Origin of the sequence: Azospira sp. APE16, from assembly GCF_047901315.1 — a bacterium.
Lineage (GTDB): Bacteria > Pseudomonadota > Gammaproteobacteria > Burkholderiales > Rhodocyclaceae > Azospira > Azospira oryzae.
This window is the reverse complement of record NZ_CP179682.1, coordinates 3,027,959-3,042,255: the sequence shown is the minus strand read 5'-3', so window position 1 is coordinate 3,042,255 and position 14,297 is coordinate 3,027,959. Positions and strand designations below refer to the sequence as shown.

Annotated in this window: 7 protein-coding genes; 3 read left to right on the top strand and 4 right to left on the bottom strand. The window is 69.0% G+C overall.

The window, feature by feature from the left end; translation table 11 throughout:
- Positions 1-17: 17 nt before the first annotated feature.
- Both ACLSSQ_RS14425 and ACLSSQ_RS14420 read right to left on the bottom strand, forming a co-directional pair.
- Positions 18-3,017: a PAS domain S-box protein gene (locus tag ACLSSQ_RS14425; protein ID WP_416243082.1), complete on the bottom strand. Its 3,000-nt coding sequence runs from the start codon at positions 3,015-3,017 to the stop codon at positions 18-20.
- Between the two features lie 7 nt (positions 3,018-3,024).
- Positions 3,025-4,743 (bottom strand): putative bifunctional diguanylate cyclase/phosphodiesterase, encoded by a 1,719-nt coding sequence (locus ACLSSQ_RS14420; RefSeq protein ID WP_416243081.1) that lies wholly within the window; start codon positions 4,741-4,743, stop codon positions 3,025-3,027.
- Between the two features lie 156 nt (positions 4,744-4,899).
- On the opposite strand from ACLSSQ_RS14420, the gene mutL reads away from it, so the two are divergent.
- The 3 genes from mutL (at position 4,900) to ACLSSQ_RS14405 (ending at position 8,144) form a co-directional block, all read left to right on the top strand.
- The gene (gene mutL, locus ACLSSQ_RS14415; RefSeq protein WP_416243080.1) at positions 4,900-6,753 is read left to right on the top strand and encodes a DNA mismatch repair endonuclease MutL; all 1,854 of its coding nucleotides are present in this window, start codon (positions 4,900-4,902) and stop codon (positions 6,751-6,753) included.
- Between the two features lie 67 nt (positions 6,754-6,820).
- Positions 6,821-7,768, top strand: a complete 948-nt coding sequence (gene miaA, locus ACLSSQ_RS14410; protein ID WP_416243079.1) for a tRNA (adenosine(37)-N6)-dimethylallyltransferase MiaA — start codon at positions 6,821-6,823, stop codon at positions 7,766-7,768.
- Between the two features lies 1 nt (position 7,769).
- A complete protein-coding gene (locus ACLSSQ_RS14405) occupies positions 7,770-8,144 on the top strand; it encodes a TfoX/Sxy family protein (RefSeq protein WP_014236641.1) in 375 nt (124 codons plus the stop codon).
- A 60-nt stretch (positions 8,145-8,204) separates the two neighbouring features.
- On the opposite strand, the gene ACLSSQ_RS14400 is transcribed toward ACLSSQ_RS14405, so the two are convergent.
- Entirely contained in the window at positions 8,205-11,027 is a 2,823-nt protein-coding gene (locus ACLSSQ_RS14400) for a PAS domain S-box protein (RefSeq protein WP_416243078.1), read from the bottom strand.
- Positions 11,028-11,223: 196 nt separating this feature from the next.
- A complete protein-coding gene (locus tag ACLSSQ_RS14395; RefSeq protein WP_416243077.1) occupies positions 11,224-14,295 on the bottom strand; it encodes an efflux RND transporter permease subunit in 3,072 nt (1,023 codons plus the stop codon).
- Positions 14,296-14,297: the final 2 nt, after the last annotated feature.

Genomic DNA, 14,297 nt, shown 5'->3' with positions numbered 1-14,297 from the left:
CTTATTGTCTTTATGCATCATTCGTCCCGGGGCAGGCTGAAGTAGAAGGTGGCGCCCCGGTCGGGCTCGGCCTCGGCCCAGGTGCGGCCGCCGTGGCGCTCCACCACCCGGCGCACGTTGGCCAGGCCGATGCCGGTGCCCTCGAAATCGGCGGCGCCGTGCAGGCGCTGGAAGACGCCGAACAGCTTGCCCACGTATTTCATGTTGAAGCCGACGCCGTTGTCGGCGATGCGGATCACCCACTCGGGCCGCCCCTCGTGCTCCCCGCTCTCGGCGGCGATGTGGATCTGGGCCCGCTCCCGCTTGCGCGAGTACTTGAGGGCATTGCCCACCAGATTGGCCAGCACCTGGCGGATCAGGGTGCGGTCCGCCAGCACCTGGGGCAGGCTGCCGATGGCCCAATCCATCGCCGGGGCGCGGGGCTCCTGGGCCAGGTCGTCGATCACTTCCTGGAGCAGCTTGTTGAGGTCCACCGGGGTCTTGTGCACTTCGGCCCGGCCGATGCGGGAGAAGGCCAGCAGGCCGTCGATGAGGTCGCCCATGCGGTTGGCGGCCTCGGTGATGATGTTGAGATAGCGGCGGCTGGCTTCCGACAGCCGGTTGTCCGCATCGGCCTCGAGCAGGCTGACGAAGCCGGAGACGTGGCGCAGGGGCGCCCGCAGGTCGTGGGAGACGGAGTAGGAGAAGGCTTCCAGCTCCTTGTTGGCCACCGCCAGCTGGTCGGTGCGTTCGGCCACCCGCCGTTCCAGTTCCTGGTTGAGGCTGCGCATGGCCCGCTCCTGGGCCATGCGCTCCATTTCCATGCCGGCCCGCAGGGCGAACAGGCTGATGATGGGCAGGTAGCCGCTGGCCTCGGGCAGGGGCTTGTCGTCGATCACCACCAGCAGGCCCAGGATCTTGCCGCCGTTGCCGGTGATGGGGGCGCCCATGTAGCTTTCCGCCTTCATTTCCTTCAGGGCCCGGTTGTCCGGGAACAGCTCGGTGATGCCCCGGGGGAAGAGGGTCGGGCCGGAGCCGAGCATGACCTGGCAGGGTGTGCCATCCAGGGCGTAGGCGAAATTGGTGGAGGGGGCGCCGTGGGTCCAGCTGGAGAGGGTGCGGATGTGGCAGCCGTCCGGGTCCACTTCGCCGACGAAGGCGTAGGCCACGTCGAAGAGGGTGGCCACGTGCTGCACCAGGGAATCGAGGAAGGCTTCGCCGTAGACCGTGGCGGTGTTTTCCACCAGGGCCCGCAGGGCTTCCTGGGTGCGGCGCATCTCGGTCACGTCCCGGCCTTCGGGAATGAGGTAGATGACGCGGCCGTGCTCGTCCCGCACCGGGGTGATGCTGACGTCGATCCAGTGCAGGATGCCCTGGGCGGTGCGGTGGCTGGCGGCGAAGCGCACCGTCTCGCCCTGGCGCGCCCGGGCCACGGCCTGGCGCAGGGTTTCCCGGCTGTCGCTGTCCCGGTCCCACCAGGGGGTGTCCCAGAAGGGGCGGCCCACCACCTCTTCCTTGGCGGCGCCGGCGAATTCCAGGGAGGTGCGGTTGGCCTCCAGCAGGGTGCCCTGGGGGTCCATCAGGCCGACGAAGGAGAAGGTGCTGTCGAGCAGGCCCCGGATGCGCTGTTCGCTGTCGATGAGGGCCTGCTGGGTGCGCATGCGGGCGGTGATGTCCTGGCCGGTGCCGCGGTAGCCGCGGAACTGGCCCCGCTCGTCGAAGACCGGGCGGCCGTTGCTGACGTACCAGTGGATTTCGCCGTCGCCGGCGATGATCTGGTAGGTGAAGTCCCGGAACGGCAGGTGGGCTTCCTGCTGGGCCCGGTGGGCGGTCATCTGCTCCGGGGTGACGCCGAGCAGGGGCAGTTCCCAGCGGGTCTTGCCCAGGTACTGCTCCAGGGGCAGGCGGCCCTTCTGGAAGGCGCCGCCGGACATCATGGTGAAGCGGCAGTTCTCGTCCTGCTCCCAGTACCAGTCATAGGACAGCTCGGCCAGGTCGCGGAAGCGGGCCTCGCTCTCCCGCAGGTCCCGGTCCACCTCCAGCAGTTCGGCCATCTGGGCGTCCAGCTGGGCGGTGCGGGTCGCCACTTCCTGGCGCAGGGTCCGGTTCCAGAAGAGGATCACCCCCAGGGCCGCGGCGACGAGGGCCAGCAGGCCGCCCGCCACCCACCAGAAATTGGGGTTGTTCCAGGGGCCGGTGTTGCCCACCCGCAGCCAGCGCTGCAGCACCTGTTCTTTTTCCTGGGCCGGAATGGCGGCGGCGGTCTGGTCCATGAGGGCGGTCAGCTCGGGCCAGTCGCCGCGCACGCCGAAGGTGAAGGCGTAGTTGATGCCGGTGTTGCCGCCTACGGCCAGATTGACCAGGCCTTCCTTCTGCACGTAGTAGGTGACCCGGCCCAGGTCGGTGACCGCCGCATCCACCTCGCTGAAGGCCAGCTTGGTCAGGGCCGACAGCTCGTCCCGGCTGGGGGCCAGGTGCAGCCCGGGATACTCCCGCCGCAGGCGGTCCTCCAGGGCGCTGCCGGCCAGCACCGCCACCTTGCGTCCTTCCAGCTGGTCCAGGGTGAGGGGGCCGGTGCCCAGGGTCTCCTGGCGCACGATGATCTTGGTTTCCAGCTCGGCGTAGGGCTTGGGGAAGCTCAGGTAGGTTTCCCGGCCCGGGGTGTGCACGGCGGCGAAGAGCAGGTCCACCTCCCGGTTGCGGATGCCGTCGTGCATGTCTTCCAGGCTGCCGTAATAGACCATCTGGAAGCGCACGCCGAGGCGCTGCTCGTAGAGCTTCAGCATGTCCACCGAGAGGCCCGAGTAGCTGCCGCTGCGGAAGTCCCGCATCAGCAGGTTGGGCATTTCCGTGGCGCCGACCCGAATTTCCGGGTGCTGGGCCAGCCACTGGCGCTGCTCGGGGGAATAATTCTGGGCCCGGGCCAGGGGGCTCGACAGCAGGCCCAGGATCAGCAGCAGGAAGGAGAAGCGGAAGGGAAAAAGGGAAAGGAGGCGCCGCAGCCGGCCGGGGAGTGCAAGAAGCGAAGGCAGCGCCATGACCGCTTCAGCGCCACTGGGCCAGGGCCGGCGCCAGGTCTTCGGGCAGGGCCGGGCGGGCGAAGTGGTAGCCCTGGCCCTCGCTGCAGCCGCACTCTTGCAGGCGGCTGCGCTGGTCGGCGGTTTCCACGCCCTCGGCGATGACCTCCAGGCCCAGGCTGGTGCCCATGGCGACGATGGCCCGGGCAATGGAGAGGTCGCTGCCGGCGGCCGGGCCGCGGACGAAGGACTGGTCGATCTTCAGCCGGTTCACCGGGAACTGCTGCAGATAGGAAAGGGAGGAGTAGCCGGTGCCGAAGTCGTCGATGGCCAGGGAGACGCCGATGTCCCGCAGCTGCTGCAGGGTGTCCAGGACTTCCTCCTCCTGGTTCATGGCGATGTTTTCGGTGATCTCCAGCTCGATGTTGCGCGGATCGGCGCCGGAGCGCTGGATCACCATGGCCACCGATTCGGCCAGGCGCGGCTGCTGGAACTGCAGGGCTGAGAGGTTCACCGCCACCCGCAGGTTGTGGTGGCCGGCCTGGGCCCATTTGACGCTCTGGCGGCAGGCTTCCCCCAGCACCCATTCGCCGACGGGGACGATGAGGCCCGTTTCCTCCAGCAGGGGAATGAATTCCAGGGGCGAGACCAGGCCCCGTTCCGGGCTCTGCCAGCGCAGCAGGGCCTCGACCCCGGTGATGCGGCCCGTGGCCAGATCCACCTGGGGCTGGTAGTGCAGCACGAATTCGTGATTGACCAGGGCGTGGTAGAGGGCCGCTTCCAGCACCAGGCGGCCCTTTTCCGGCTGGGCCATGCGCTCGTGGAAGAGGCGGGCCTGGCCGGGGCCGGCCCGCTTGGCCGTTTCCAGGGCCGCTTCGGCGTGCTGCATGAGGTCCAGGCCTTCGTTCTCCTTGTCGGCGGAGCGGGGGTGGAGGGCGGCGCCGATGCTGCAGGTCAGGTACAGGTCCTGGCCCTGGATGGAAAAGCCGGCGGCGAAGGCTTCCCGCAGGCGCTCGAACCAGGCCTCGGCCCCGGCCGGGTCGGCGATGCCGGAGAGCACCAGGGCGAAGCGGTCGGAGGAGGCCCGGGCGACGAAGTCGTCCTCGCCGATGAGGGCCGAGAGACGCCGGGCCACGGCCCGCAGCACCCGGTTGGCCAGGACCATGCCCATGCCGTGCATGATCTTGCGGAAGCGGTTGATGTCCACCAGCAGCAGGAGGAAGGGGGCCTGTTCGGGGGCGCTGCGGTGTTCCAGGTGTTCCAGCAGGAAATCCACGTTGGCGATGCCGGTCAGGGGGTCGAAGCGCAGCAGGTGTTCCAGGCTGGCCTGGGCCTGGCGCAGGGCGGCCCGGTTGCCGGCCTCCCGGATCTCCCGCTCCACCACCGGAGCCAGGCGGCTCAGGTTGTCCTTGCTGACGAAGTCCCGGGCGCCGCGGCGCATGGCCTCGATGGCGATGTCGTCGGGGATCATGCCGGAGACGATGACGAAGGGCAGGTCGCCCCCCCGGGACTGCAGCAGGGCCAGGGCCGAGACCGAGTCGAACTCGGGCATGTTGTGGTCGCAGATGACCACGTCCCAGCCGCCCTGGGCCAGTTGCTCCTCCATGGCGGCGCCGGTCTCCACCCGTGTCCACTCGATGCGGTGGCCGCTCTGGCGCAGGGCACGGGCGGCCAGCTCCACATCCAGTTCGGAGTCGTCGACGAAGAGGACGCGCAGGGGCAGTGCAGACTCAGGCGATACGGGCATGGGGTATGGCGCCGTTGTATGACAGGTGTGGGTCGATTATAGCGACTTCCGCTACCGGCGGTAGCCCCGCATGGCGGCCGCAACGCCGCGCCCGGAGCCGACTTCGGCAGGGGCTATAATGCCCCCTCGCCGTTTGTCCCCGACCCTGTTGCCGCCATGCCCATCCGCCTCCTGCCCGACCTTCTCATCAGCCAGATCGCCGCCGGCGAGGTGGTGGAACGGCCCGCCTCGGTCCTCAAGGAAGTGCTGGAAAACGCCCTGGACGCGGGCAGCCAGGCCATCCAGATCCAGCTGGAAGAGGGCGGGGTGAAGCTGATCCGGGTCAGCGACGACGGCTGCGGCATTCCCCAGGAAGAGCTGCCCCTGGCCCTGACCCGCCACGCCACCAGCAAGATCGCCAGCCTGGAAGACCTGGAACGGGTGGCCACTCTGGGCTTCCGCGGCGAGGCCCTGGCCTCGGTGGCGGCGGTGGCCCGCCTCACCCTCACCAGCCGCGCCGCCGGCGCCGGCCATGCCTGGAAGCTGGCGGCCCACGGCAGCGGCGAGGCGGAACCGGCCGCCCTGGCCGCCGGCACCGTGGTGGAAATGCGGGACCTCTATTACAACACCCCGGCCCGCCGCAAATTCCTCAAGTCCGAAGGCACCGAATTCGCCCACTGCGCCGATGCGGTGAAGCGGGTGGCCCTGGCCCATGCGGACGTGGCCTTCTCCCTGGCCCATAACGGCCGGGTCAGCCTGTCTTTGCCGAAAGCTGATCTGGCCGGCCGGGTCGGCGCCATCCTGGGCCAGGATTTCCTCGCCGAATGCCGTCGCGTCGAGGCTGCCATCAACGGGCTGTCGATTGTCGGCTACGCCGCCCAGCCCGCCTGGTCCCGCCCCGGGCGGGATGCCCAGTACGTCTTCGTGAACGGCCGCTTCGTGCGCGACAAGCTGCTGGCCCACGCCCTGCGCGAGGCCTACCAGGACATGCTGCACGGCAGCCGCCACCCGGGCTACGCCCTGTTCATCGAGATCGACCCGGCGGCGGTGGATGTGAATGTGCACCCGGCCAAGACCGAAGTGCGCTTCCGCGACGGTCGGGCGGTGCACCAGTTCGTCTATCACGCCGTGCATAAAGCCCTGTCCCAGGTCATCAGCGATCCGAGCCGGGAAGTGCAGACCGCTTCCCCCGGACTGGCCTCCCTGGGGGGCAATGCCGGCGCGGCGTCCGGCCCTGTCCATGCCGACAGCGGCTATGGGCAGCGCTCCCCGGCGGTGCCGGCCTGGAACCCGCCCCGCCAGGGCACCTTGGGGGTGGCCGAGCCGTCTGCCTCGTCCTACCTGGCTTTCGCGGCAGCGGCCCGGCAGGGGTCGGGCCCTGCCAGCGCCTTCCCCGGTGGCGCCAGTTTCGCCCCGGCGCCGGCCGCCGATGCTCCCGGCCAGGAGGCGCCGCCCCTGGGCTACGCCCTGGCCCAGCTGCACGGCATCTACGTGCTGGCCCAGAATGCCCGCGGCCTGATCCTGGTGGACATGCACGCCGCCCACGAGCGCATCCTCTACGAAAAGCTGAAGACCGCCTACGACAGCAAGGCGGTGCCGACCCAGGCCCTGCTCATTCCGGCGGTGTTCTCCGCCAGCGCCCACGAGGTGGCGGCGGTGGAGGAGCACGGCGCCACCATGGCCGAACTGGGCTTCGAACTGGCGCCCCTGGGCCCCAACGAACTGGCCCTGCGCTCCGTGCCCCAGCTGTTGGCAGGTGGCGATCCGGTGAACCTGGCCCGCAGCCTGCTGGCCGAGCTGATGGAGCATGGGGCTTCCCAGGTCTCCACCGCCCGGCGCAACGAACTTCTGGCTACCCTGGCCTGCCACGGTGCCGTGCGCGCCCGGCGCCTGCTCACCGTGCCGGAAATGAACGCCCTCTTGCGCCAGATGGAAGAGACCGAACGGGCCGACCAGTGCAACCACGGCCGCCCCACCTGGACCGAGCTGTCCCTGGCGGACCTGGACAAGCTCTTCCTGCGGGGGCAGTGATGGCTCCCTCGGCTTACGGCTTCAGGTCCCGTCCCGGGCACCGGGCAGGAATCGTCGGGATGGCGGCATGAGCGCCCATCCCCCCGCTATCCTGCTCATGGGCCCCACCGCCAGCGGCAAGACCGCGGCGGCCCTGCACCTGTTCGACCGCTTCCCGGTGGAACTCATCAGCGTCGATTCGGCCCTGGTCTTCCGCGACATGGACATCGGCACCGCCAAGCCGGACCGGGCCACCCTGGCCCGCTACCCGCACCGGCTGGTGGATGTGATCTCGCCGGAGGAGGCCTACTCCGCCGCCCGCTTCCGCGACGAAGCCCTGGCCGCCATGGCCGAGGCCACCGCCCGAGGCAAGGTGCCCCTGCTGGTGGGCGGCACCATGCTCTATTACAAGGCCCTGCGGGAGGGACTCTCCGACCTGCCGCAAGCCGACCCGGCCCTGCGTGCCGAACTGGAAGCGAAGGCGGCGGTCTACGGCTGGCCGGCCCTGCACGCCGAACTGGCGCAGCTGGACCCGGTCACCGCTGCCCGCCTGCACCCCACCGATTCCCAGCGGGTCTCCCGCGCCCTGGAAATCTGCCAGCTCACGGGCCGGCCCATGTCCGAGCTGCTGGCCGAACAGCAGCGGGAACCCCTGCCCTGGAACCTGCTGCCCCTGGCCCTGGCCCCCTCCGACCGGGCGGTGCTGCACCAGCGCATCGCCGAGCGTTTCGCCCAGATGCTGGCCCAGGGTTTCATGGATGAGATGCAGGCCCTGCGCGCCAAGTACCGCCTCAACGCCGGCCTGCCTTCCATGCGCTGCGTCGGCTACCGCCAGGCCTGGGAGGTGCTGGAGGGCGAGGCCCCCGCCGCCGAGCTGCTGGACCGGGGCATCTTCGCCACCCGCCAGCTGGCCAAGCGCCAGATCACCTGGCTGCGCTCCGACCCCACGGCGGAAGTGTTCGACTGCCTGGCGCCGGACCTGATTGCCCGGGTGGAAGCCCGGGTGGCCCGCTTCCTGGAACAGCAGAAGGTCTGAGATGGCCGCCAGCCGGGAGTACGTGGATTACCTCCTGGAAAGCCTGGCGCCCCTGGGGCCGGTGGTGGGCAAGCGCATGTTCAGCGGCGTCGGCCTCTTTCTCGACGGCCTCATGTTCGCCATCGTCATCGACGACCAGCTGTGGCTGAAGGCGGACGACCTCAACCGGGGCGAATTCACCGCCCTCGACCTGCCGCCCTTCACCTATCCGCGCCAGGGCAAGCTTACTGCCTTGAGCTACTACCGGGCCCCGGACGAGGCCCTGGATGCGCCCCATGCCCTCCTGCCCTGGGCCCGCAGCGCCTTTGCCGCAGCCCTGCGGGGGCGTGACCTTGCAGGCCGCAGGCGCCCGCCGCGTCGTAAGCCGCCGGCCTAGTCCGGCAGCGCCATGAAAAAGCCGCCGGAAGGCGGCTTTTTGTTTGCCCCGGCGCCGCGCCTAGCGGTCCTGCAGCAGCCATTGCAGCAGGGTGGCGTAGAGCACGTCCGGGTTCACCGGCTTGGCGATGAAGTCGTTCATGCCGGCTCCCAGGCAGCGGGCCTTGTCCTCGGCGAAGGCATTGGCGGTCATGGCCAGGATCGGGGTCTGGCGGTGGCGTTGCAGCTGGCGGATTTCCCGGGTGGCGTCGAGGCCGTCCATGAGGGGCATCTGCATGTCCATCAGGATCAGGGCGTAGTCGTTGCCGCGGGCCCGTTCCACCGCCACCTTGCCGTCCGGCGCCAGTTCCACCCGCAGGCCCACGTCCTCCAGCATGAACTTGGTGATTTCCTGATTGATCGGCTCGTCCTCGGCCAGCAGCACCGTGCGGCCGGCGAACTCCTGGCGCAGCCGCTGTTCGGCGTTGCCGCCGGCCAGGGGGGCGCCGTTGCCGTAGCGCTCCTTGCCCTTTTTCAGGCGGGCGGTGAACCAGAAGATGCTGCCCCGGCCCGGCTCGCTGCTGGCACCGGCCTCACCGCCCATGAGCTGGGCCAGCTTGCGGGTGATGGCCAGGCCCAGGCCGGTGCCGCCGTAGCGGCGGGTGGTGCTGTTGTCGGCCTGCTCGAAGGCGGAGAAGAGCTTGTGCATGGCCTCGGGCGGGATGCCGATGCCCGTGTCCTGCACCTCGAAGCGCAGCAGGGCGTCCGTCTCGCCTTCTTCCAGGGTGTGCACCCGCAGGGTGATGCTGCCCTGTTCGGTGAATTTGAGGGCATTGCCGGCATAGTTGAGCAGGGCCTGCTGCAGCCGGGTGGGGTCCCCCAGCAGGTGGGGCGGCAGGGGCTGGGCTTCGGTGCGCAGCACCAGGCCCTTGGCCTGGACCCGCTCCTGCAGGAAGGAGGCGACGTTGCCGAGCAGGCTTTCGACGCGGACGGGCGCCTCCTCCAGGGCGAACTTGCCGGCTTCGATCTTGGACAGGTCGAGGATGGCGTTGATCACCCCCAGCAGGTGCTGGGCGGCCGCCTCCAGCTTGTCCATGTGCTCGGCCTGCTGGGGCTTGAGGCCGGCCCGGCGGATCAGGTGGGTGAGGCCGGTCATGGCGTTGAGGGGGGTGCGGATCTCGTGGCTCATATTGGCCAGGAAGGCGCTCTTGGCCACGTTGGCCGATTCCGCCGCATCCTTCAGCTCCTCCAGCTGGCGGGTGCGCTCCTGCACCAGCTCCTCCAGGCGCTGGCGGTGCCGCTGCAGCTCGGCCTCGGCGGCCTTGCGCGCGGTGATGTCCCGGGCGATCTTGGAGATGCCCAGAACCCGGCCCTCGCCGTCCAGGAGGGGGGAGATGGTGACCGAGACGTCGACGATGCGGCCGTCCTTGCGGATGCGGCGGGTGTCGAAGTGCTTCACCGTCTCGCCGCGGCGCAGGCGTTCCAGGATGTCCCGTTCCTCCGCCAGGCACTCCGGCGGGAACAGGTGCAGGGCGGAGCGGCCCACCATTTCGGCGGCGCTGTAGCCGAACAGCTCCTCGGCCCCCCGGTTCCAGCTGGTGACGATGCCGTCCAGGGTCTTGCTGAGGATGGCGTCGTCCGAGGAACGGACGATGGCTTCGTACTGCCGGGCGATGCGTTCGGCCTGGCGGCTCTCGGTGACGTCGTAGAAGCAGGCGAGGAAGTCGTCGCCCAGGGAAATGCCGGAAACGAGGACGATGCGCTCCTCGCCGCTGCGCACCGTGATGTTGCACTCGATGGGCGCAATGTCGCCGTCGTGGTTGGCGGCAGCGGCCAACGCCTGCTGCCAGTCAGCCATGACCTGGGCCCGGTAGTCCGGGTCCGGGTAGGCCCGCAGCCACCACTGTTCCAGGCTCGGCATTTCCTCGACGGAGTAGCCGAACATCTGCAAGCAGCGCCGGTTGCGGTCCACGATGGTGCCGGCCTGGTCCACGTAGGCCAGGCCCACCGGGGCTTCCTGGAACAGGCGGCGGAAGCGGGCCTCGCTCTGCTGCAGGGCTTCGGTGCGGAGGCGGATTTCCTCGCCCATGCGGTTGAAGTCCTGGGCCAGGGCGCCGATTTCGTCCCCGCCGGCATCGTCGCTGCGGGTGTCGTAGTTGCCGGCGGCCATGTCGCCGACGCTGCGCTGCAGCCGGGCCAGGCGACCGACGAAGGCCCGGTTGAGGTAGCTGCCCAGGGTCAGCAGCAGGATCAGGTAGCCGCCCAGGCGGATGAGGAAGTTGTGCAGCCAGGCGCCGTATTCCCGCTGGCGCAGCTGCTCCGTCGGCAGCTTGATGCTCATGACGCCGCGCAGGTCGCCCACCTGGTAGCCGTAGGCCTGGTCGTAGTCGTTGCCGATGGAGCCGGGGGCCTGGCTGCGCTCGCCGTGGCAGGCCAGGCAGTAGGCCTCGACCCAGATGGGGGCGGTGTAGTGGTAGAAGCTGCGGTTGTCCTGGCCCCGGATTTCCACCAGCCGGTCGGGGGCCTTGGGGTTGGCGCGGAACCAGGCAATGGCCGCCATCTCGTCGGCGTCGGCCTGGTTCTGCGGATTGCGCGGCCGGTCGGAGACGTTGTTGAAAAAGAGGCCGCTGTCGCTCCATTCCTTGAAGTCGGCGGAGATGCGGGAGAGGGCGTGGGCCGGCAGGAAGCCCACGGTGTCGGCGTTGATGGGCAGGCCGCTGGCCATGAACTGCTGGTGGTACACCCGGCGCGTGGCCATCAGCATGCCGCGGATGTTCTGGGCGTCCCGGGTCAGCTCGTCCCGGATGCCGGCCTCGATGCTGCGGTAGCCGACGGCGAAGTCGGCCGCCATGATGCCCAGGATGATGGCGGATGTGAGCAGCCAGATTTTGTGCTTGAGGCTCATGGGCGGGTCCGGTGGCGAAGGCAGGTGGCGCCAAGTCATTGGCAAAGCGGGATTTATGCTAACTCAATGGCATGTCCGTCCCCAGGGATTTTGTCGCCATTCTTGATCCAGTCGGCATTCCTGAGGCGAAAAAAAAGCCGCTGGGCAGCGGCTTTTTCAGGGTGACGGCCCGGGGCCGTCCGGGGCCGGGGGCGGCTCAGGTGGGCAGGCCGTGGCGGGCCTGTTCCGCCGCCACCCGGTCCATGCCCTTGCGCCGGGCCATCAGGGTATAGACCGTGGGCACCACGAAGAGGGTGAAGAAGGTGCCCAGGAGCAGGCCGCCGACGATGACCCAGCCGATCTGGGAGCGGGATTCGGCGCCGGCGCCCCGGGCCAGGGCCAGGGGGATGGCGCCCAGCACCATGGCGCCGGTGGTCATGAGGATGGGGCGCAGGCGCAGTTCCGCCGCCTCGATCACCGCCTCCCTGACGTTGCGCCCCTGCTCCTGCAGCTGGTTGGCGAATTCGACGATGAGGATGCCGTGCTTGGTGATCAGGCCCACCAGGGTGACCAGGCCGATCTGGCTGTACACGTTGAGGGTACCGCCGCTGAGGAGCAGGGCCAGCAGGGCGCCGGCCATGGACAGGGGCACCGTCAGCATGATGATGAAGGGATCGCGGAAGCTTTCGAACTGGGCCGCCAGCACCAGGTAGATGAAGGCCAGGGCGAGGATGAAGGTGAGGGCCAGGGAGGCGGTGGAGGTCTTGAACTCCCGCGACTGGCCGTTGTAATCGACGGCGTGGCCGGCCGGCAGCACCTCTCCGGCGATTCCTTCCATGGCCGCCAGGCCCTCGCCCAGGGTGGAGCCGGGGGCCAGGTTGGCGGTGATGGTGACGGCGCGGCGCTGGCCGAAGTGGTTCAGCTCCCGGGGGCTGATGGTCTCGTCCACCTGCACCAGGTTGGCCAGGGGGATCATCTCGCCGCTCTTGCCGCGCACGTAGATGTCGCTGATGTCCCGGGGATTGGCGCGGTCGGCGTCGCTGACCTGGACGATCACGTCGTACTGCTCGCCGTCCCGCTTGAAGCGGGTCACCTGGCGGCCGCCGAGCATGGTCTCCAGGGTGCGGCCAACGGTTTCCACGGGCACCCCCAGGTCCGCCGCCTTGTCCCGGTTCACCGCCACGGAGAGCTGGGGCAGGTTGAGCTTGAGGTCCGTGTCCACATTGAGGAACAGGGGGCTCTTGGCCATTGCCGCCAGGAACCTGGTGGTGGTGGCCTGCAGCTCCTGGTAGGAGGCGGAACTGACGATGACGAAGTTGATCGGCCGCTCCCGGGCGCTCTGGCCGAGGGAGGGCGGCGTCACCGGGAAGGCCATGACGCCGGGGATGTCCCGGAAGCGGGGCAGCAGCTGCTTGGCGATTTCCGGCGAGCTGTGCTGGCGCTCCTTCCAGTCCTTCAGGCGCAGGATGGCGGAGCCCTGGGAGACGATGGGATTGCCGGAGACGACGAAGTAGTTGGCGGCGTCGGGAATGCCGGCGTAGATCTTCTCGATCTGGCGGGCGTACTTGTCCGTGTATTCCAGGGTGGCGCCCTCGGGGCCGTTGAAGATGCCGAAGATGACGCCCCGGTCCTCGATGGGGGAAAGCTCGGACTTGAGCAGCTTGAGCATGCCGACGCAGGCCAGGGCCACTGCGGCGAATCCCACCAGGACGATCCAGCGCCGGTCGAGGGCGGCGCCGAGGATGCGGCGGTAGCCGGCGTTGAGCCAGTTGAGGAAGTTCTCGATGGCGACGAAGGCCTTGCCGTGCTTTTCCTCGTGCCGCAGCAGCACCGAGCACATCATGGGCGACAGGGTCAGGGCGACGAAGCCGGAGACCAGCACGGCGCCGGCCAGGGTCAGGGCGAATTCGATGAAGAGCTTGCCGATGCGGCCGGTCATGAAGGCCACCGGGGCATAGACGGCGGCCAGGGTGATGGTCATGGCCACCACGGCGAAGCCGATTTCCTTGGCCCCCTGGAGGGAGGCCTGGATTGGCGGCATGCCTTCCTCGATGTGGCGGTAGATGTTTTCCAGGACCACGATGGCGTCGTCCACCACCAGGCCGATGGCCAGCACCAGGGCCAGCAGGGTCAGGGTGTTGATGGTGAAGCCGAGGACGAACATGAGGGCGAAGGCGCCGATCAGGGACACCGGGATGGTGACCAGGGGAATGAGGGTGGCGCGCAGGTTGCGCAGGAAGAAGAAAATGATCAGCAGCACCAGGATCACCGCTTCGCCGATGGTGGAGAACACCGATTCGATGGAGCGGTCGATGAAGACCGAGGAGTCGTAGGCGATTTCCACCTTCAGCCCGTCGGGCAGCTCGGCGGCGATCTTCGGCAGCTCGGCCCGCAGGGCCCGGGACAGGTCCAGGGGATTGGCGGTGGACTGCTTGATCAGGCCCAGGCTCACCGCCGGCTTGCCGCCGAAGCGGACGTTGGTGCGCTCGGCGGCGGCGCCGATCTCCACCCGGCCCAGGTCCCGGATGCGCACCGGGTAGCCGTTCACCGTCTTCACCACGATGGCGGCGAACTGTTCCGGTTCCTTCAGGTCGGTTTGGGCCAGCACGGCGAATTCCCGCTGGCGGCTCTCGATGCGGCCGGCGGGCACTTCCACGTTCTGGGTACGCAGGGCGTCCTCAACCTCCTGGGCGGTGATCTGGTGGGCCGCCAGGCGGTCCTTGTCGAGCCAGATGCGCATGGCGAACTTGCGCTCGCCGAAGACCCGCACGTCGGCGGCCCCGGGCAGGGTCTGCAGGCGCGGCTTGACCACCCGGTTGGCGATGTCGGTGACCACCAGGGGCGAATGCTTCTCGGAGGAGAAGGCGAGCCAGATGACCGGGCTGGCGTCGGCCTCCACCTTGGCGATGACCGGCTCGTCGATGTCGTCGGGGAGTCGGTTGCGCACCCGGGAGACCCGGTCGCGCACGTCCGAAGCGGCGGAATCCGGATTGCGCTCCAGGCGGAAGCGCACGGAAATCTGGCTGCTTTCCTGGCGCGAGATGGAGGTCAGTACATCCACCCCCTCGATGCCGGCCAGGGAATCCTCCAGGGGCTTGGATATCTGGGATTCGACGATTTCCGCCGAGGCGCCCCGGTAGGTGGTGGTGACGGTCATCACCGGTTCGTCGATCTTCGGGTATTCGCGCACCGAGAGGCGCTGGTAGGAGACCAGGCCGATGAGCATCACCGCCAGGGAGAGCACGGTGGCGAACACCGGGCGGCGGATGCAGATGTCGGAAAGCAGCATGG